The sequence below is a fragment of the Alphaproteobacteria bacterium LSUCC0684 genome, assembly GCA_041228335.1.
In the GTDB taxonomy this organism is placed as follows: domain Bacteria; phylum Pseudomonadota; class Alphaproteobacteria; order Puniceispirillales; family UBA1172.
Genome location: CP166130.1, coordinates 2265001 through 2285078, shown reverse-complemented (window position 1 = coordinate 2285078; position 20078 = coordinate 2265001). Strand labels below are relative to the sequence as shown.

The 20078-nt window shown below is 60.1% G+C and carries 18 protein-coding genes (1 of these 18 running past the window's edge); 13 read left to right on the top strand and 5 right to left on the bottom strand.

The features are described from left to right. Positions 1–7 precede the first annotated feature (7 nt). The 3 genes from AB8880_10990 to AB8880_10980 are packed head-to-tail and all read left to right on the top strand — an operon-like array spanning position 8 to position 3826. Positions 8–1900, top strand: a complete 1893-nt coding sequence (locus AB8880_10990; GenBank protein XDZ65431.1) for a hypothetical protein — start codon at positions 8–10, stop codon at positions 1898–1900. Continuing rightward, positions 1890–2822: a tyrosine recombinase gene (locus tag AB8880_10985; GenBank protein ID XDZ65430.1), complete on the top strand. Its 933-nt coding sequence runs from the start codon at positions 1890–1892 to the stop codon at positions 2820–2822. The genes AB8880_10990 and AB8880_10985 overlap by 11 nt, the downstream gene beginning before the upstream one ends. Positions 2823–2869: 47 nt before the next feature. Beyond that, positions 2870–3826, top strand: a complete 957-nt coding sequence (locus AB8880_10980; GenBank protein XDZ65429.1) for an acetyl-CoA carboxylase carboxyltransferase subunit alpha — start codon at positions 2870–2872, stop codon at positions 3824–3826. Between the two features lie 194 nt (positions 3827–4020). Here the strand turns inward: AB8880_10980 and AB8880_10975 are convergent, their stop codons facing one another. After that, positions 4021–4746 carry a ComF family protein gene (locus AB8880_10975; protein XDZ65428.1) on the bottom strand — a complete coding sequence of 242 codons (726 nt, stop codon included), beginning with the start codon at positions 4744–4746 and terminating at the stop codon, positions 4021–4023. A gap of 79 nt (positions 4747–4825) precedes the next feature. On the opposite strand from AB8880_10975, the gene AB8880_10970 reads away from it, so the two are divergent. Further along, positions 4826–5731 carry a methyltransferase domain-containing protein gene (locus AB8880_10970; GenBank protein XDZ65427.1) on the top strand — a complete coding sequence of 302 codons (906 nt, stop codon included), beginning with the start codon at positions 4826–4828 and terminating at the stop codon, positions 5729–5731. On the opposite strand, the gene mutT is transcribed toward AB8880_10970, so the two are convergent. The 3 genes from mutT to AB8880_10955 are packed head-to-tail and all read right to left on the bottom strand — an operon-like array spanning position 5723 to position 8242. After that, complete coding sequence (mutT, locus tag AB8880_10965; GenBank protein ID XDZ67064.1) at positions 5723–6124, bottom strand: 8-oxo-dGTP diphosphatase MutT; 402 nt, start codon at positions 6122–6124, stop codon at positions 5723–5725. The two genes, AB8880_10970 and mutT, sit on opposite strands and share 9 nt — an antisense overlap. A 1-nt stretch (position 6125) precedes the next feature. Beyond that, entirely contained in the window at positions 6126–7352 is a 1227-nt protein-coding gene (argJ, locus tag AB8880_10960; GenBank protein ID XDZ65426.1) for a bifunctional glutamate N-acetyltransferase/amino-acid acetyltransferase ArgJ, read from the bottom strand. A gap of 26 nt (positions 7353–7378) precedes the next feature. Beyond that, positions 7379–8242, bottom strand: a complete 864-nt coding sequence (locus tag AB8880_10955) for a peptidylprolyl isomerase (protein XDZ65425.1) — start codon at positions 8240–8242, stop codon at positions 7379–7381. Positions 8243–8460: 218 nt separating this feature from the next. Between AB8880_10955 and secA the strand changes: the two genes are divergently transcribed. Both secA and AB8880_10945 read left to right on the top strand, forming a co-directional pair. After that, positions 8461–11106: a preprotein translocase subunit SecA gene (gene secA, locus AB8880_10950; protein XDZ65424.1), complete on the top strand. Its 2646-nt coding sequence runs from the start codon at positions 8461–8463 to the stop codon at positions 11104–11106. Positions 11107–11191: 85 nt separating this feature from the next. Next, a complete protein-coding gene (locus tag AB8880_10945) occupies positions 11192–11659 on the top strand; it encodes a DUF1178 family protein (protein ID XDZ65423.1) in 468 nt (155 codons plus the stop codon). A 4-nt stretch (positions 11660–11663) separates the two neighbouring features. Here the strand turns inward: AB8880_10945 and ubiG are convergent, their stop codons facing one another. After that, positions 11664–12437, bottom strand: coding sequence for a bifunctional 2-polyprenyl-6-hydroxyphenol methylase/3-demethylubiquinol 3-O-methyltransferase UbiG (gene ubiG, locus AB8880_10940; GenBank protein ID XDZ65422.1), 774 nt, complete (start codon positions 12435–12437; stop codon positions 11664–11666). 95 nt (positions 12438–12532) lie between these two features. On the opposite strand from ubiG, the gene AB8880_10935 reads away from it, so the two are divergent. The 7 genes from AB8880_10935 to AB8880_10905 form a co-directional block, all read left to right on the top strand. Then, a complete protein-coding gene (locus tag AB8880_10935) occupies positions 12533–13750 on the top strand; it encodes an aspartate kinase (GenBank protein XDZ65421.1) in 1218 nt (405 codons plus the stop codon). A 225-nt stretch (positions 13751–13975) separates the two neighbouring features. Further along, complete coding sequence (locus AB8880_10930; protein XDZ65420.1) at positions 13976–15010, top strand: helix-turn-helix domain-containing protein; 1035 nt, start codon at positions 13976–13978, stop codon at positions 15008–15010. Positions 15011–15115: 105 nt separating this feature from the next. After that, entirely contained in the window at positions 15116–16231 is a 1116-nt protein-coding gene (gene ispG / locus AB8880_10925; protein XDZ65419.1) for a flavodoxin-dependent (E)-4-hydroxy-3-methylbut-2-enyl-diphosphate synthase, read from the top strand. Between the two features lie 38 nt (positions 16232–16269). After that, positions 16270–17523, top strand: coding sequence for a histidine--tRNA ligase (hisS, locus tag AB8880_10920; protein ID XDZ67063.1), 1254 nt, complete (start codon positions 16270–16272; stop codon positions 17521–17523). Between the two features lie 4 nt (positions 17524–17527). Then, a complete protein-coding gene (gene prfA, locus AB8880_10915; protein ID XDZ65418.1) occupies positions 17528–18616 on the top strand; it encodes a peptide chain release factor 1 in 1089 nt (362 codons plus the stop codon). After that, entirely contained in the window at positions 18600–19484 is an 885-nt protein-coding gene (gene prmC / locus AB8880_10910) for a peptide chain release factor N(5)-glutamine methyltransferase (GenBank protein XDZ65417.1), read from the top strand. Before prfA ends, prmC begins: the two co-directional genes overlap by 17 nt. Positions 19485–19677: 193 nt before the next feature. After that, positions 19678–20078 carry the 5' portion of a DUF4167 domain-containing protein gene (locus tag AB8880_10905; protein XDZ65416.1) on the top strand. The gene runs 73 nt beyond the window's last position, so only the first 401 of its 474 coding nucleotides appear in the window; it begins with the start codon at positions 19678–19680; its stop codon lies off the right edge, out of view.

Here is a 20078-nt window from a genome sequence, read left to right as displayed (position 1 = left end):
GAACGTCATGTCCAATCGGTTGTCTTTTCTGCGCATGATCCTTGCAGGCTTGATGCTGGCCGGGCCGGGCACGTCCTTGCCGGTCATGGCCCAGAACGTCTCAACCTCGCCTCCGGCAGAGCCGGTGGACAGAATGACAAAACCGCGCGATATCACCGCGACGCTCCGGCAGGATGGCGCCACGGCGCCGACTTCTGATGAAGCGGCAGGCAATGCTCCGCTGGTGGATAGCGCTGACAATGCCACCGCCACCACTGCCGCCAGCGAAGAGGATACAAGTGACACCTCTACCGCCGAAACACTGCCTGCACCAACCCTTGAGACAAGTTCTCTATCAAGTGCCGACGGTGTTGGCCTGCGGCGTCAGGATCCGTCGTCGATCCGGCTGGCGGCGCTCGGGATTGATCGCCCGGATCAGGAGGGGCTTGGCCGGCTCATGTGGGATGGGAGCGAGGCGGAAAGGGTGAACCGTCTTTATGAGCTGTTGCCGCGGCATGTTCCGGCGATATCGCTTCATGAACGGCTTATGCATGTCATGCTGGCGCGTTCGGTGCCGCCCGAAGGTTCCGTGGAAATGGCCGAAGCGCTGGTGCGTAACCGGCTCGACTGGCTTAAGGACAACGTGACCGGGGATGATCTGGCCGCGCTCGTCCGGCAGTTGCCGATGACCGGGGACTGGATGGACTGGCAGACATGGCTTGTCTATCACGATCTGCTGACCCGCGAAGATGAGGAAGCCTGCACCATAGCCGACAGCCAGGCCGCCACCACCCTTGAGCCGCTCTGGCATCAGATCAACGCCTTTTGTCACGTCATCCATGGCGAGGTTGCCAAAGCATCCTTCGCGCTCGATATTCTCGAAGATCGCGGCGTCGACGATCCGATCTTCTTTGCGCTGATGCGCAAACTCACCGGGGCGGGCAATCCGATCGATGAGGTGGAGGGCGATACAGGTCTGCTCAATCTTGTCCTGATGGACAGCGCCCGCGTCTCCATCGATGAAGAGATGATCAGCGCGGTTGACACCGGCTATCAGTCCAGCCTCGGCCAGCTCCGGTATCTCTCGGATGGTGCGGCGCTGCTTCATGGCGCCCGCGTCTTCCGCAACCCGCAGGCAGGCATAACCGATATTATCGCAACTTGGGCCCTGTTGCCGCCATCGAAGGTTCCGGCCAGCGAGGCGCTGACCCGGCTTCGGCTGGGCGGCACACCGGATGAGATCGATCTTGCCCGTCTCTATGCCTGGCAGGCCACTGTCCTTGAGCAAGATGCAAGGGCGGCGGCTGATCTGGCTTATGCGGCGCTTGAAATCGATCTCGGTCATATAGGCATCCGGGCGCTGGGGCTGTGGCTTCCTTTCATCGCAACGGCATCGGAAGATGCCGGTCTTGCCCATAGGACGGGCCCGCTTCTGGGGCTGGATGAAGCTTTCATGAGGGATCAGGTCACCATCGAGGCCGGCGCCTGGGCGAAGCTGCTGGCCCTGCCCGATGAGCCGCTTGATCCGGCCAGCCTCATCCTTGCCGGGGCGCTTGATGCAATTCCTCTTCTGGCCGCGGTCGGGGTCGAGGTGCCGGAACTGCCATGGGAAGACCTGCTTGAAGGCACGCCCGGGCTGACCGGCGCAGCATCACCGCTGTCGCTGCCCAGGCTTGAGGCGCTGAAGACCGCCGCCGCCGGCGGGCGCAAGGCGGAAACCCTGATGATGGCGGCGCTGGCCCTTGATACAACGCCGCTTCACCAGTTGTCGCGGGACGATGCCGCCACCGTCGCCGGCGCGCTCTTTGAAGCAGGGCTTGAAGAGACCTCGCGTGATCTTGCCCGCGAAATCCTGAAAAGCTGGGCTGTTCACCGGCATTTCAATGCCATGGCAGCGGGAAAGGCGGCGAATGCCTCGTAGCACCGGCCAGATCGATAGTGGTGATACCCGTGCGATCGCCCGGTTTCTTGATGCGATCAGCGCCGAGCGCGGGGCGGCTTCCAACACGATCGAGAGTTATGAGCGTGATCTGCGGCTGACCGCAGCGTCACTTGCCGGAACGGCCACCTTGCTCACCGTCGACGCCGAAGGCCTGCGCCACTGCCTTGCCGGTTGGAGCGGGGTGCTCAAGGCCTCGAGCCTGTCCCGGCGGCTCAGCACCTTGCGGCAGTTCATGCAGTTCTGCGTGGAAGAGGGTCTCCGTCCGGATGATCCGTCCCGGCTGATCGACAGCCCCAAAACCCCCAAACCGCTGCCCAAAAGCCTGAGCGAGGAAGATGTCGTCCGCCTTCTCAACGCCGCGTCCTTGCGCGACGGGGCCGAGGGCGCGCGTCTCGTGGCGATGCTTGAGATACTTTATGCCACGGGAATGCGTGTCTCTGAACTGGTCACTCTTCCCATGGGGGCGATCAGCCGCCGCCGGCGGACGCTTGCGGTCACGGGCAAGGGAGGGCGTGAGAGGCTGGTGGTGCTGACCGATGCCGCGCTGGATGCAATTGAAGCCTGGACCGGCTGGCGTGATCAGGACCCTCAGGCCGTGGTGTCGCCGTTTCTTTTTCCTGATGGTCGTGACGGCCACCTCAGCCGCCAGTGGTTTGCCCTTGCGCTTGATACATTGCGCCGGGATGCCGGGATTGCCCGGCGTGTCAGCCCGCATATGCTGCGTCATTCCTTTGCCACCCACATGCTGAACCGGGGGGCGGATCTGCGTTCGCTGCAGATCCTCTTGGGTCATGCCGATATCACCACCACCGAGATCTACACCCGGACCAGGGATGAAAGACTGGCCGGGCTGGTGCGGGATACCCACCCGCTTGCCCGCAATCGGTCTTCTGGTTTATAAAAGGGACAAGGATAGAATCAGGGGTTTTGAGGAGCAAAAGTTTTCCGATGCGTCATTTTCTGGAATTTGAAAAACCCATAGCGGTGCTCGAAGGCAAGATTGAAGAATTGCGGCACATGTCTTCGGACATGGATATCAACATCGCCGAAGAGGTCAGCCGCCTGCAGCAGAAAATGACACGTGAGATCAAATCCGCCTACGCCAATCTCGGGCCGTGGGAAAAGGTCCAGGTGGCGCGGCACCCGGACCGCCCCAAGACAGTTTCGATCATCGCAACCCTTTTTGATGATTTCACGCCTCTTGCCGGTGACCGGAACTACCGCGAAGATCACGCGGTGATCGGCGGGCTTGCGCGATTCCGCGGCCAGTCGGTTGTGGTCATGGGAACCGAAAAGGGCAGCACGACCGAAGAACGCATCAAGCGCAATTTCGGCATGGCGCGGCCCGAAGGCTATCGCAAGGCACGCCGGCTGATGGAACTTGCGGAACGGTTTGGTCTGCCGGTCATCACCTTTGTCGATACCGCCGGGGCCTATCCCGGCCGGGGCGCCGAAGAACGGGGCCAGGCCGAGGCCATTGCCAGATCGATCGAAACCTGCCTCAACCTCACGAGTCCGATTATCGCCTCGATCATCGGTGAGGGCGGGTCAGGCGGCGCCATCGCGCTTGCGACCGGCAACCGTGTGGTGATGTATGAACACGCCGTCTATTCGGTGATCTCGCCCGAAGGATGCGCGTCTATACTCTGGCGCAGCGCCGATCACGCCAAGGATGCGGCCGAAGCCCTCAAACTGACCGCCCAGGATATGGCAAAACTGGGTGTGGTGGATCAGGTTGTTGCAGAACCGCTTGGCGCCGCGCATCGTCACCCTGATGAAGCGATACGGAATCTAGGCGATGCGGTCGAAGAACAGCTCAGATCGCTCAAGGATCTCTCCGGCGATGAACTGGTTCGCCTGCGGCATGAAAAATACCTCAGCCTCGGGGAAAAGGGGCTGGCCTGACCTCGGACGATATCCACGGATGAACGGCCTTTATGCAGGCGTGACGGGATGGATTGCCGCGCCGCTTCCTCGCGCAAACGGTCAAGCCCCCGGCTTTCAGCTTCGGTCTCGGCCGTGGCGAGCAGATCATGCGTCGCGTCTTCGGCCGCTGGCATGAAAGAACCCTGCCATGGTATCGTCCTTTTGTCCGAGGATCAGCGCACCCGCGCGGCCACGCTAACCGAAACCTTTTTCGCCCCGGCACGTTTGAGGCATCGCGCCGCGCTCGAAAGCGTCGCCCCCGTGGTGAGCACATCGTCAATCAGGAGGATATGTTTGCCGCGGATGGATGCCCCGGCGGATGCGTTTGCGGCAAAGGCCATTTTCACGTTTTCCTGCCGCTGGCGGCGTGTCTTGCGGCCCTGGACCGGGGTGTTGCGCACCCGGCACAGAAGGTCAGGCCGGTAGAACTCCTTTGGCAGACCGGCGCAATGCATCAGATGACGGGCGAGTTCCGCCGACTGGTTATACCGCCGCTGGAAAAACCTGACAGGGTGGAGCGGGATCGGGACGATGGCATCGGCCGCATGAAGCAGAGGCAGGCTTTTCCCCAGCATCATGGTGGCAAGGATCGGCGTGATATCATGGCGATCGCCGTATTTCAGCCCGAGGATCATCTTCCGCGCGGCGCCGTCATAGACCATTCCTGCCACCGCCTCATCAAAATCCTGCGGCTTGATCAGGCATGCCCCGCACACGGGGTTGCCGCCGTCATGGTTGAACGGCAGGGCACATTTCCGGCACGCAAGGACAGTTCCGAGTTTTATCCCCCGCCAGCAGTCGGGGCATAGCCCGCCGCGTTCCACGAGCGAAAAGCACAAAGGGCAGGAAGGCGGAACCAGTGCATCGAGCACCTGATGGATCATGCGAAAATTCAGCATCGGGACAGTCTTGCACAGATGGGTGAATAAACGGTTAACAGCGCTTGCCTTTTTGTCACAGCCGGGCATGCTGTGGGGCATGATGACGACTTCACCTCCACTTCTGATCGACGATGATGCCCATCAGCGATTCCGCGACAGGGCCGCGGCGAGTTTTGATGATTTTGCCTTTCTCAAGGATGCCGTGGCCGAACGTCTTGCGGACCGGGTTGATATCATCCGCCGTGATTTTCCGCTGGCGCTGGATATCGGCTGCCATACCGGCAGGCTGGCACGGCGGCTCATGGAAGGGGGCAAGATCGGCCGCATCATCGGGATCGATACCTCACCTGCGATGGTGGCGGCGGCAAGATCTCAAGGAATTGAAGCCGAGCAGGCCGATTATTTTGATCTGCCTTTCCCCGAAGCCAGCGTTGACGCCATCTTCTCGGCGGTTTCCCTCCATTGGGTCAATGATCTGCCCGGGCTGATGATGCGGCTGCGGCATCACCTCAAACCCGATGGCCTGATGATGCTGGCTCTTCCGGGTGGAGATACGCTCATGGAGTTGCGCAACTGCCTTGCCGAAGCGGAAAGCGAAATTCTCGGTGGGATGACGCCCCGTGTCATGCCCATGGCCGATATCCGGGATCTGGGCGGGTTGATCGGTCGCGCCGGGCTGGCCCTGCCGGTGGCCGACAGCGATACCATCACCGTCACCTTCCCGACACCGTTTGATCTTCTTCGGGATCTGCGCGGGATGGGGGAGCAGAACGCGCTTACAGCCCGGCGTCGGCAGATGACCCCGCCGTCGGTGATGCGGCGTATGGCCGAGCTCTATTCCGGCCGGTTTGCCCAGGCCGATAGCCGCATCCCGGCCTCTTTTGAAATCGTGACCCTGACGGGATGGGCCCCTGATGCGGGCCAGCCCCGGCCGCTCAAGCCTGGCAGTGCTGTGCGTAATCTGGCCGATATCCTTGACAACGACCCCGACATCTCAGAGTAGATCCTGAAGCATGGCCACCAGCGGCCGATCGGCAGGCGGCATCGGATAGTCATTGAGGCGTTGCGGCCTGACCCAGGCAAGCGGGTTGCCTTCCTTCGGCTTCGGCGTGCCCTGCCAGCGGCGGCAGACATAGAGCATCATCAACAGATGAAATTGCTCATAGGCATGGCTTGCGAAACTGAGCGGCGCGAGGCAACTGCTCTTGGTGTTGATCCCGATCTCTTCCTCGATTTCGCGGATCAGCGCCTCTTCGGGTGTTTCTCCGTCCTCGATCTTGCCGCCGGGAAATTCCCATAGCCCGGCCATGGATTTGCCCTCCGGACGCTGGGAGAGCAGCACGCGTCCATCGGCATCGATCAGCGCCACGGCGGCGACAAGCACCATCGGTTTCATCTCAACTCCGGTAATCGGCGTTGATGGAAATATAGTCATGGGTGAGATCGCAGGTCCAGACCGTCGCCTTGCCTACGCCAATGCCGACATCCACCTCGATCCTGATGGCATCCCCCTTCATGTGCTCGGCTACAGGGGCTTCGTTGAACCCGTCCACCCGCTGGCCGTCTTTGGCGATGATAACGCCGCCCATGGCAATGGCCAGCCGGTCCCGGTCGGCGCGTTCCCCGGATTTGCCCACGGCCATGACGATACGGCCCCAGTTGGCGTCCTCCCCGGCAATCGCTGTCTTGACGAGCGGGGAATTGGCCACCGCAAGCCCGATCCGGCGGGCGGCGGCGTCCGTCTCGGCGCCGGTGATGGTAATGGTGATGAACTTGCTTGCCCCCTCACCATCGCGGACAACCTGGCAGGCCAGATCCACCATCAGCTCCTTGAGCGCCGCGGCAAAGGCAAGGCCATCGGCGCTGCCCGCATCGGTGATCGAAGGCATCGCCGCTTTTCCGCTTGCCAGGATCAGGATGGTGTCGCTTGTGGATGTGTCGCTGTCGACGGTGATGGCGTTGAAACTTGCATCCGTGGCGTCGCGCAGGATTGCCTGAAGCACGGGGCCCGAGATATCGGCATCGGTTGCGATGAAGGCCAGCATGGTCGCCATGTCCGGGGCAATCATTCCCGATCCCTTGGCAATGCCGGTGATCGTGATGGTGGCGCCGCCGGTGGTGATCTGCCGGCTTGCGGCCTTGGCAAAAGTATCGGTGGTGCGGATGGCTTCGGCCGCCGCCGCCCAGCCGGAAGATGAGAGATGGGCGATCATTTCCGGCACGAGGGAGGTGATTTTCTCATCCTGAAGGGGCTCACCGATGACGCCGGTGGAGGCCAGCAGCACTTCGCCCGCCGTGCAGCCCACGGCATCGGCCGTGGCGGCGGCACAGCGATGGACGCTCGCGTCGCCCAGCCTGCCGGTGAAAGCATTGGCGTTGCCGGCATTGACCAGCACGGCTTGCGCCTTGCCGCCGCCAAGCTGGGTCCGGCACCAGTCCACGGCAGCCGAACATGTCAGCGAACGCGTCAGGGTACCGGCCGCGGCAACCGGATGGTCGGCCACCATGAGCATGACGTCATCGCGGTCCTTGTATTTGATCCCGGATCGGCCGGTGGCAAGGCGGATGCCATCGACGGGATGAAGCACGGGCAGATCAGATGGGGCGAGAGGTGAGCGTTTCATATCGGCAGGTTTCTCTAAAAGTGTTGCTACTGGGCTTGCTGGGATGCACGAAGTTCCTCATAGCTGAGCCGGCTGATCTCGGCATTTTCGCGCAACTCGGAGAGGATCGTTCCGGCCAGTTTGACGGAGATGGTGTTGCGAAGCTGGTCCTGGGCAGTCTCGAATGTCGGGGCGGGTGCCACGCGGCGGTCTTCAACCTTGATGACATGCCAGCCAAACTGGGTCTGGACCGGCTCTTTGGTATAGCTGTCCTTGGCAAGGGCAAAGCTTGCCACCTCGAAACTGGGCACCATGGCGCCGCGGCGGAAATAGCCGAGCTCGCCGCCATTGGGCCCGCTCGGCCCGGTGGAAATCTCCTTGGCAAGAGCGGCAAAATCCTCGCCCTGGTCAAGGCGGGCAATCGCGGCCAGGGCGGCGTCCCTGTTGTCCACGAGGATATGCCGCGCCCGGACTTCGGTGCGGCTTTCGGTATCGGCCACCAGATCATTATAGCTCTTTTGAAGCATTTCATCGGTGATACGGGCGGCGATTTCCTCGTTGAGCCAGACTTCGGCAAGGATACGGTCACGCGCCCGCTCGGCAATCTCCCGGATGGCAAGATTGTCGGCAAGGCCGCTGCTGCGGGCGGCGTCGGCGGAAAGCTTCGTGTCGATGATATCATCGATCAGCCCTTCATAGAGCGCTTCCGCTGGTTGACGTCGCATCTCATCGGGCAGCTGGTTGGCCATGTTGCCGACCAGGTTCAGCGTGAAGGTCTCGCCATTGATCGTCAGCACGACCGGCGGCGGCGTTTCCTGTGAGATGGCGGCGGAAAAGCCCAGCATCAGTATTGCGCCCGTTATCAGTCCAGCCAGCCTGGCCTTCGGGGTGGAAAAGATGGATATGGCCATGTCGGGGTCCTTTCGATGCCTTGCATCTCTCTTCGGGTGGTTGCATGAGGTGCATATTGAAAACACGTTTTATCGCTATCATGTATATTCTGCACCTGCAATACATGGCTGCCCGCAATACATGGCCGATGGCGGAGATTTATTGACATCCGTTTCTGCATCAGTCATTTGAATGAAGGCAGTTTTGTCCTGACCTTGACCGCTTATAAGAGGGTTTCATGTTTTCTGCGCTGGCCAAATCGTTGTTCGGGGATTCAAACACCCGGGAGATCAGAAAATTTGATCCGATGATCGCGGCTATTGCCAGTTTTGAAGATACCCTCGCAGCACTTGATGATGAAGGCCTCCGCGCCAGGACCGAAGAATTCCGCCGCCGCCTTGCCGATGGAGCCAGCCTTGATGATCTTCTGCCGGAGGCTTTCGCCACGGTGAGGGAAGCGGCGCGGCGTGCCATCGGCCAGCGCCATTTTGACGTTCAGATGATGGGCGGGATCGTGCTCCATCAGGGGCGGATCACCGAGATGAAGACCGGCGAAGGCAAGACTCTTGTCTCGACCCTTGCCGCCTATCTCAACGCTCTTGAAGGTAAGGGTGTTCACGTCGTCACGGTGAATGATTATCTGGCACAGCGGGATTCGGCCTGGATGGGTCAGATCTATGAGTTTCTTGGCCTGACGGTGGGCTGCATCACGAATGATCTCGACGATGACGCAAGACGGGCGGCCTACGCCGCCGACATCACCTACGCCACCAACAATGAGATCGGCTTCGATTACCTGCGGGACAACATGAAATTCCGCCTTGACGACATGGTGCAGCGTGACCCCCATTTCGCCATCATCGATGAAGTGGACAGCATCCTCATCGATGAAGCCCGGACGCCGCTGGTGATTTCCGGGCCGAGCGAATATTCCTCGAACCTCTATCAGGAGGTGGATCGGATCATTCCCTTGCTGGCGGCCGAAGATTATGACCTTGATGAGAAGCAGCGCACCGTCACGCTTACGGAAAAAGGGACCGAGCATGTCGAAGAGATTCTCAACGAACACAGCCTGATCACGGAAGGCACGCTCTATGATGCGAGCAATATCTCGCTTCTGCATCACGTCAATGTCGCGCTCAAGGCACATCGGCTTTTCCAGCGCGACACCCATTACATGGTGCGCAATGGCAAAGTGGTGATCATCGACGAATTTACCGGCCGGGCCATGGAAGGCCGCCGCTTCAGCGATGGCCAGCATCAGGCCCTCGAAGCCAAGGAAGGGCTCGACATCCAGCCCGAAAACCAGACACTTGCCTCGATCACCTTCCAGAATCTCTTTCGCATGTATCCGAAACTGGCCGGGATGACGGGCACGGCCATGACCGAATCTGGCGAATTTTCCGAAATCTATGGTCTTGACGTGGTGGCCATCCCGACCAACAAACCGGTGGCGCGGATCGATGCCGATGATGAAGTCTACCGCACCTCAACGGAGCGCGACCGCGCCGTCATCGCCCAGATCAGGGACTGCCGTGACCGCGGCCAGCCGGTGCTGGTGGGGACGGTCTCCATTGAGAAATCAGAGATGCTTTCCGCGGCATTGAAGAAGGAAAAGATCGATCATCAGGTGCTCAATGCCCGTTTCCACGAACAGGAAGCGATGATCATTGCCGATGCCGGCATGCCCGGCTCGGTCACGATTGCCACCAACATGGCGGGACGCGGAACCGATATCCAGCTTGGCGGCAATCTTGAAAAGCGCCTCGACGAGGATGGCGATACCGAAGCCAAACGGAAGAAAATCACCGCAACGGTCAGCGCCGACAAGGAAAAGGTGATCGCCGCAGGCGGGCTCTATGTGATTGGCACCGAGCGGCATGAATCCCGCCGCATCGACAATCAGCTTCGGGGCCGGTCCGGCCGCCAGGGTGATCCCGGGGCCTCGAAATTCTTCCTGTCCCTTGAAGATGATCTGATGCGGATCTTCGGCTCTGAACGTCTTGACGGCATGTTGCAGAAACTCGGCCTCAAGGAAGATGAAGCGATTATCCACCCATGGATCAACAAGGCGATCGAAAAGGCCCAGTCAAAGGTTGAGGCGAGAAATTTTGAAATCCGCAAGCAGCTGCTGAAATACGACGACGTGATGAACGATCAGCGCAGCGTCATCTTCGAGCAGCGCAAGGACATCATGCGGGCCGACAGCGTCGCCGACACCATTGCTGACATGCGTCAGGACGTGGTGGCCGGCCTTGTCAGCGAAGCTTTGCCGGAGGGGACCTATCCCGATCAATGGGATGCGGATATGCTCAAGGAAGGGGCGTTTCGATATTTCGGGCTTGATATCCCCGCCGCCGAATGGTGCCGCGAAGATGGCATGGATGCCGAAGCGATCACCGAGCGCCTGCAGCATCTCGCCGACTCGCGGATGGCGGAAAAAGCCGTCAAATTCGGGCCCGAGATCATGCGCATGGCGGAAAAATCGCTTCTTCTGCAGGTTCTGGACCAGAACTGGAAAGAACACCTTCTGGCCCTTGATCACATGAAACAGGCGGTTGGCCTCAGATCCTACGCCCAGAAGGATCCGCTCAATGAATACAAGCGTGAGGCGTTCATTCTTTTTGAATCGATGCTGGCAAGCCTGCGTCAGACAACAACATCCGTGATGGCGCATGTGGAGCTTCGCGCGCCGGAGGCGCCCCCGCATGCAGCACCGGATGGCGGGGCGGCAGCACCGGCACCTCAAGCGGCTGATGCCCCCCGCATGCAGCCCGGAACGCAGACAAAAATGCAGCCTGATAATGTGCGGAAAACCCCGCGCAATTCACCCTGCCCCTGCGGGTCCGGGCTCAAGTTCAAGCATTGCCACGGCAAGATCTGAACGATATACGCCGCCGGATGCGGATATCCGGCGCACATTCGTGCGGGAACTTGCATAATCCTGTTCCTGATCTTATATCTCATTCATGATCAGTTTTAATCTCAAATGCCGTAACGGCCACGAGTTTGAAGGATGGTTTGGCTCCTCGGGCGAGTACGAGCGCCAGCGTGAAGAGGGGCTCTTATCCTGCCCGCTTTGTGGCGAGACCGGTATCGAAAAAGCCCTGATGGCACCCAATGTTGCCGCCAAATCAAATCGCAAGACGTCATCTCCAGCCGTTCCGGCCAGGGCCGCGCATTTCCCGCCTGCCCTGACGCCGGAGCAGGAAAAGGCGAGGGCCGAAATCTTTGCCGAGTTGCGCAAGATTCAGAACAAGGTTGAAAGCGAATGCGATTACGTCGGCAATGCCTTTGCCGAAGAAGCCCGCAAAATCCATTACGGGGAGGCCGAAGCCCGGGGCATTTATGGCCAGACGAGCAAGGAAGAGGCCGAAGACCTTGCCGAAGAAGGCATTGCTGTTCAACATATCCCCTGGCTTCCCAGGGAACAGTGATCACCTAGGGACGGATCAGGCCTGCCGCCGCGTAATTGATGGCCGGCGGCCCATCGAGAGCAAAATCACCGAACAAGGTCGGCCGCATGCCGGTAATGTCGTCAAGGTCGATCCCGGCCCGGGCAGCTTCGGCCCGGAGCTCATCCGGCCGGACGAATTTTTGCGGATCATGGGTGCCTTTCGGGGCGAGATTGAGCAGATATTCGGCGGCATATTTCCCGAGCGCAACCCCCATCAGTGACCGGTTGATGGTGGTCAGGACCGCCATGCTCACCCCATTGGTATGGGCAAAACCGGCCATGACCTTCAGAAACTGCTGGCGATCCGCCACATGTTCGATGACCTCGGAGGCAATGACGATATCAAAGCGGCGGCGCTTTTTACGCATTTCAAGCACGAGGTCTTCGGACGAAATGGCCCGGTAGGTGATGTTGAGCCCGGCAGTGTCGGCATGGGCTTTGGCGGCATTGATGGCCTCGGCGCTGGCGTCGATGCCCGTGACCCGGGCACCGAGACGGCAGAGGGGTTCGGCTAGCAACCCGCCGCCGCAGCCGATATCAAGGATATCGAGCCCCTTGAGCCCGGCCCCCCGGTCCTGGCCAAGAAGACGGCTTGCATGCTGGCGGATATAGCGCACCCGGGCCGGGGTCATGCGGTGGAGCGCGGCAAAAGGCCCGCGCCGGTCCCACCAGGATGCGGACAGGTTGTCAAAATGCCGGATCTCCCGCGCATCAATCGTTTCAGCGGTCGGGGAATTGCCGCGAATTTCAGGGCTCATGGAAAATCCTCTCTTGCCGAATGACCCTCTTTCAGTCTATCAGATGGCACAACCTTATGTCATCTCCAGCCTGAGGACACCAAGCGGAAAAACCCATGGCCCGTATAGTGATGAAATTTGGCGGCACGTCTGTCGGTACGATCGAACGGATACAGGCTGTCGCAGACAAAGTCAAAACCGCGGTGGATGCCGGTGATCAGGTCGCGGTGGTGGTCTCGGCAATGTCGGGCACGACCAACCAGCTTGTCGAATGGACACGGCAGGCCGGCAGCCTGCACGATGCGCGGGAATATGACGTAGTGGTCTCCTCCGGGGAGCAGGTAACGGTTGGATTGCTTGCCATTGCGCTCCAGAATATCGGGGTGGATGCCCGGTCCTGGCTTGGCTGGCAGATCGCCGTTCACACCGATGATGTCCATGGTGGTGCACGCATTGAATCCATCGATACCGAAAAACTCAACGCTCGTCTTGATCAGGGTCAGGTGGCGGTGGTGGCCGGGTTTCAGGGGCTGGCCTCGGATAACCGGATCACCACCCTTGGCCGTGGCGGCTCCGATACATCGGCGGTTGCGCTGGCAGCGGCGATCGGGGCAGATCGCTGCGATATCTATACCGATGTCGACGGGGTCTATACCACCGATCCCCGCATCGTCCCGAAAGCCTGCAAGCTTGACCGCATCACGTTTGAGGAAATGCTGGAAATGGCCTCAGGCGGCGCCAAGGTGCTCCAGACACGTTCGGTTGCCATGGCGATGCGGCATGGTGTTAAACTTCAGGTTCTGTCAAGTTTTGAAGATCTGCCCGGAACCCTGGTTGTCAACGAGGATGAAATCATGGAAAAGAACTCAGTCAGCGGCATAGCCTACAGTGCCGATGAAGCCAAGATCACGCTGGCCGGCATCGAGGACAAGCCCGGCGTTGCCGCCACCGTCTTCAGCGCGCTTGCTGATCAGAACGTGAATGTCGACATGATCGTTCAGACCGCCGCGAGCGCGCCCGGCCAGACCGATATCACGTTTTCGGTCAGTGGCTCGGATCTGCCGCGGGCGGAATCGGTGCTTAAATCCATCCAGGAAGAGATCCGCTGTCAGGCCATCCTCACCTCCGAGGACGTGTGCAAGGTTTCGGTGGTGGGGATGGCGATGCGCAGCCAGCCCGGCATTGCCAAGACGATGTTCTCGACTCTGGCGGAAAAGGGCATCAATATCGAGGTGATCTCTACCTCGGAGATCAAGATCAGTGTCCTGATCGGCCGGGAATACACCGAACTTGCTGTCCGCAGCCTGCATACGGCCTTCGGGCTTGATGGCTGAACGGCCGGCAGCACATGCGCGAAACACTGGTGAAATACCGGCAGAATAGTGTTATAATGCTGAGCGGTCCCGGTGACATCACCGGCCCTGATATCAACATGTTGTATGCGCTTTCATGAAACTGCATATATGTTGAATGACACAAAAAATTAATTTGCCATTGATCATGTTTTTCCCTTAATCAATGATTTATTAATATTTGTTCTGTAGCTACACGATGTGTTTATGATGAAAGATCAAGCTACTAAAGATCCAGCTATTCAACGGACGAGCGAGGAAGTTCTGGCAATTGTCGGCGCCGAACTTGCCGCTGCCCGACGTGAGCGCGGGCTGAAACTTGCCGATATTGCCGAACGGTTGCGCATTCTTCCAGATCACATCGCCGCGATTGAACAGGGAAATCTGGCGCCATTGCCTCAGATGACCTACGTCATTGGCTATGTGCGGAGCTACGCTAACATGGTTGGCGCGGATGCGGCCTCGCTTTGCCATATGCTGCGTGACAGCCTGACGGAAAACGAGATCAACCCGAAATACGAATTCGTCCAGAACAATATCCGCACGAACAGCAATGCCGGTCTTGTTGCTGTTGCCGCCCTTGGCGCGTGTTTCTTTCTCTACGCAGGCTGGTATGTCATGGATCTTGGCTCATCGCCTTCCGCGACCGGTACCGAAGAGGTTCTGGCAACCATGGAAGGGGCGGATGATACCCTCCCGGCCACGCTCATGCCTGAATTCGAGGAAAGAGATGCCGGGGTCCCGGCCGGGGATACCCTTGTCGAGGCAGGGCAAGGCGCAAGCCCGGAGCCTGCATCCGGCCTAGAGACGTCGGCGAATACGGCGGATACAGGGTTGCAAACCGAAACACCTGCCCCGGTCATGCCTGCGGAAAATGCCGCTGCCACCCTGCCATCGGCCACCGCGGATACACCAGGTCCTGAAGAGCCGGGCGCGGTGGCGCAAACCGCCACCCAGGCCATGGCCGTCGGCCGCCTGCCGGATCAGGACATGACCATCCACGCCGTAGCCACGAGCTGGGTTGAAATCACCCGCGCCGATGGCAGCAGGGTTTCCGCCTGGCTGATGCAGAAAGATGACAAATACACCATCCCGGGCGGTGACGATCTCTACCTGACCACCGGCAACGCTGGCGGACTTGAGATCATCCTCGGCCAGGATGAGAAATTCGTTCTTGGCGAATGGGGGGAGACCGTGAAAGAACTCCCGCTTGACAAGTCACTGATCAAAACCCGTCCCTAGATAAAGAGAGAGAGTCTCCCCCCGTTTCGGGGAGATCAGGCGTGAGCCGTCGTTGACCTGATCACGTCATTTGAGGTATCACGCAAGGTGAAACCGGAGCAAATCATGGCCGTGCGCCCTTATCGTCATATCGAACGCCGTCAATCCCGCCAGATCATGGTCGGATCCGTGCCTGTTGGCGGCGGGGCGCCGATCTCGGTTCAGACGATGACGAACACCCCGACGGCGGATATTGCGGCGACCCTTGATCAGATCAACGCCTCTGCCCGGGCCGGCGCTGACATTGTGCGGGTGTCCTGCCCGGATGAGGACAGCACCAGCGCCTTGAGGGCCATCACAAAAGAAAGCCCGGTGCCCATTGTCGCCGATATCCATTTTCATTACCGGCGGGCGATCGAAGCCGCCGAAGCCGGGGCCGCCTGCCTCCGGATCAACCCGGGCAATATCGGCTCCTCGAGCCGGGTGAAAGAGGTGATCCGCGCGGCAAGGGATCATGGCGCCTCGATGCGGATCGGGGTGAATGCCGGCTCGCTTGAACGTGATCTCCTGGAAAAATACGGCGAGCCCTGCCCCGAAGCACTGGTTGAATCCGCCCTTAATCATGCCCGCATCCTGCAGGATAATGATTTCCATGAATTCAAGATCTCGGTGAAGGCCTCGGATGTGTTCCTTGCGGTTGCCGCCTATTACGGCCTTGCCGAAGCCATCGACTGCCCTCTTCATATCGGCATAACCGAGGCCGGGGGCCTGCGCGCCGGCACCGTCAAATCGTCCATCGGCCTTGGCAATCTGCTCTGGGCGGGGATTGGCGACACGATCCGGGTGTCGCTTTCGGCCGATCCGGCAGAAGAGGTCCGGGTCGGGTTTGAAATGCTGAAATCACTGGGGCTGCGCCATCGCGGGGTGACGGTGATATCCTGCCCGTCCTGCGCCCGCCAGCAGTTTGACGTCATCGATACCGTCCGCATCATCGAGGAAAGGCTTGATCACATCGATGAGCCGATCACGGTTTCGATCATCGGCTGCGTGGTGAACGGCCCCGGCGAAGCACGGGAGACCGATATCGGGCTTACCGGCGGCGGCAAGGACACCCATCAGATATATCTCTCCGGCATGGCCGATCACCGGTTGCAGAATGGCGATATCGTCGAGCATGTGGTTCAGCTGGTCGAGGAACGCGCTGCCGCCATCAAGGCGCGGCGCGCGGAAAGCGCCTCCTGAATGGTTGATGCAAGGGCAGATAACAGAAAGGATCACGCATCGTGAAACTCCAGTCCCCTCGCGGCACCGCTGATCTGATGCCGGAAGAGATGGCCCGCCACCGTCATGTCATGGACACGGCGAAGGATACGTCGGCGCTTTTCGGCTTTGCGGAAATGGCAACGCCGATTTTTGAATTTACCGATGTCTTTGCCCGCCCGCTCGGGGAGTCGAGCGATGTCGTCACCAAGGAAACCTATTCCTTTACCGATCGTGGCGGCGAAGGGCTGACCTTGCGGCCCGAAGGCACAGCCGGGGTGGTGCGGGCGCTGATCAGCGCTGGCCTCACCCAGACCCTGCCCCAGAAATTCTTTTATGCCGGGCCCATGTTCCGCTACGAACGCCCGCAGAAGGGAAGAATGCGCCAGTTTCACCAGGTTGGTGTCGAGCTTCTCGGCCCGAGGGAGCCGCTGGCCGATGCCGAGGTCATTGAACTTGGCGCGCTGATGCTGTCACATCTCGGGGTGCTTGAGCATTGCGTTTTGCATCTCAACAGTCTTGGCGACGGGGAATCCCGGGCGGCGTACCGCACGGCGCTGGTGGAATATCTCAAGGGGCATCAGAACCATCTTTCCGAAGACAGTTTGCGGCGGCTTGAGCTCAACCCGCTCCGTATTCTCGACAGCAAGGATGAAGGCGACCGCGCCACTCTTGCCGATGCGCCCCGGATGACCGAATATCTCAACGCCGCGTCAAGAGATCACGCCGCGCATGTCCGTGCCTGCCTCGACGCGGCGGGGGTTTCCTATATCGAGGATCCGAAACTGGTGCGCGGGCTTGATTACTACTGCCACACGGCGTTTGAATTCATCACCGATGCCCTTGGCGCGCAAGGCACCGTGCTTGGCGGCGGCCGCTACGACGGGCTTGCCGAAACCCTTGGCGGGCCGGCGGTGGCAGGCGTTGGCTGGGCGGCCGGGGTGGAACGTCTTGCCCTTCTTGCCGAAACCGGCCTCAGCCTGCCGCAACCGGTGGTGCTCATCGCTCTTGGTGATGGCCAGATACCGGGTCTGGCGGGGCTGGCGTCGTCGTTGCGGCGGGGCGGTCTGCGCGCCGAAATGCCCTATTCCGGCAATCTGGGCAAGCAGATGAAGCGCGCCGACAAACTCGGCGCAAGCCTGGTGGTGATCCAGGGCTCGGATGAAGCGGCGCGCGGCATGGTGATCTTGCGTGATATGGCCGATGGCGGCCAGGAAGAAGTTCCGATGGATGATGCTGCCCGGCTGATCTTATCCCGGATGGGCAGGGGATGATCTCATGAGTCTTGCGGATAATCTTGAAAAAGTTCTGGCCAGACGTGCGCATATTGAAACGTCCCTGTCTTCGGGCAACATCTCTTCGGAGAAGCTGACGAAACTCTCGCGGGAGCTCGCGGAATTGCGTCCCGTGGCGGATCAGGCGGAAAAGGTGCGTCGCCTGCGGGCCGATCTTGACGCCGCCCGGCAGATGATTGCCGAAGCCGGGGGGGATGCTGAAATCATCGCCATGGCCGAAGAGGAGATCGACCAGATTACCATCGCTCTTCCCGAAGAGGAAAACACGCTTCAGATCCTGTTGCTGCCCAAAGACAAGGACGACAGCCGCAACGCCATTCTCGAAGTCCGGGCAGGTACAGGCGGGGATGAAGCCGCGCTTTTTGCGGCGGATCTTTTCGGCATGTATCAGCGCTACGCGGCCCGGCAGGGCTGGAAGTTCGAGGTGATGGAAATCTCCGAGATCGGCATTGGCGGCTACAAGGAAGTCACCGCCAATATTTCCGGCGCGGACGTGTTCGCCAGGTTGAAGTTTGAATCCGGCGTGCACCGGGTGCAGCGCGTGCCCGAAACCGAAGGCGGCGGCCGCATCCATACATCGGCGGCCACCGTCGCCGTGCTGCCCGAAGTCGAGGAGGTGGATATCGAGATTAACGAGGCGGATTTGCGCATTGACGTCTTCCGCTCTTCCGGCCCCGGCGGGCAGTCGGTCAATACCACCGATTCCGCGGTCCGGATCACCCATCTTCCCACCGGTATCGTTGTCAGCCAGCAGGATGAAAAATCGCAGCACAAGAACCGGGCCAAGGCGATGAAAATCCTCCGTGCCCGGATCTATGATGCCGAACGCGCGCGCCAGGATGCCGAACGGGCCGCCTCACGCAAGGGTCAGGTTGGCTCAGGTGACCGGTCCGAGCGTATTCGCACCTATAATTTTCCACAGGGCCGGGTCACCGATCACCGGATCAACCTGACCCTTTATAAGCTGGAACGGGTCATAGCCGGGGAAGCGCTGGACGAACTCGTTGATGCGCTCAACACCGAAGACCGGGCCGCCAGACTGGCCCAGGCCGCCGATGACAGCGCCAGCTGAAGCTGCATCTGTTGCCGCATCAGAGGTGCTGAAGAACGTGTCATCCCGGCTGGCCTCAGGCAGGCCGGAAGGCGCAATCGACAGCCCGGTGCGGGATGCGCGGCTCCTGCTGGCGCTGGCCCTCGGCCGGGAAGATGCCGTTCTGCCCCATGAAACCATCACCATGACCGCAGAAGCCGAAGCCAGACTGGAAGCATGTGTCGGTCGGCGGCTTTCGGGTGAGCCCCTGTCGCGGCTGCGCGGCTGGCGGGAGTTCTACTCCCTCAGATTCGGGCTCAGCCCCGCCACCCTTGACCCGCGCCCCGACAGCGAATGCCTTGTGGATCAGGCGCTTGCCTGGTTTGGTGCCCATCCCGTTCCGGCCCCGAAGGTACTTGATTTCGGCACCGGCAGCGGATGTCTTCTCCTTGCGGTGCTGAACGCCATCCCCGATGCGCATGGAACAGGGGTTGACCTTGCCCCGGAGGCGGTAGATCAGGCTGCCCTCAATGCCCGCGGGCTGGGGCTTGATGATCGGGCGCGGTTTCTCACCAGCGACTGGGATAAGGAGCTTGCAGGAAAATTCCTCATTATACTGGCCAATCCGCCCTATATCCCGACAGGTGATCTTGCAGGCCTCATGCCGGAAGTCCGTGATCATGATCCGGAACTCGCGCTTGACGGCGGCAGGGATGGCGGTGATTGCTGGCGGAGGCTGCTGCCGGCGATTGCCCGCAAGCTGGAAAAAGACGGCCGCGCTTTTGTTGAAATCGGCGCAGGCCAGGAAGAGATGGTCGCATCCCTTGCCGGCGAATCAGGGCTTGTCCATGTCGGTCAGGCAAGAGATCTGGGCGGGATTATCCGCTGTCTTGAGTTTGAATTGCCGTGAAGATTCACGCGCAAGGGGGAAATTTAATTTCATCGGAAAATGGTTTTTTGCAAATTAATGCTTGAAATACCCATGGGTATTGCTAAGTTCACGACACGGCATGTATATGCCTGCTCCCCGAACGTGTGAATACAAGGCCATATGGCAACGTTCCGGTTATGATTCAACGACAATAACTATTGCTGCTATTCATATGAGACAACCTGGAAAGAACAACCGCCAGCGTGGGCGTGGTCGTCGCAATGGCCACGGCCAGATCAATCGGAATACAACACTCGATTCCAACGGGCCAGACGTCCGGCTTCGCGGCAATGCGCTGCAGTTGCACGAAAAATATGTCTCCCTCGGCAATGATGCCTCCGCCGCGGGTGAGCGAATCGCCGCCGAAGCCTATTATCAATACGCGGATCATTATTTCCGCATCCACAGCGCCATCATCGCCTCCACCGAAGAGCGCCGCAAAGATGGCGCGGAAATGAATGGCCAAGCCAATGGTCATGCCTCGCCTGAGGCCAGGTCCATGAACGGCGCGGATAGCAGCGAGGATGATACCGCTGAAAGCACCGCCGATGAAACGGCTTCCGCGAAACCATC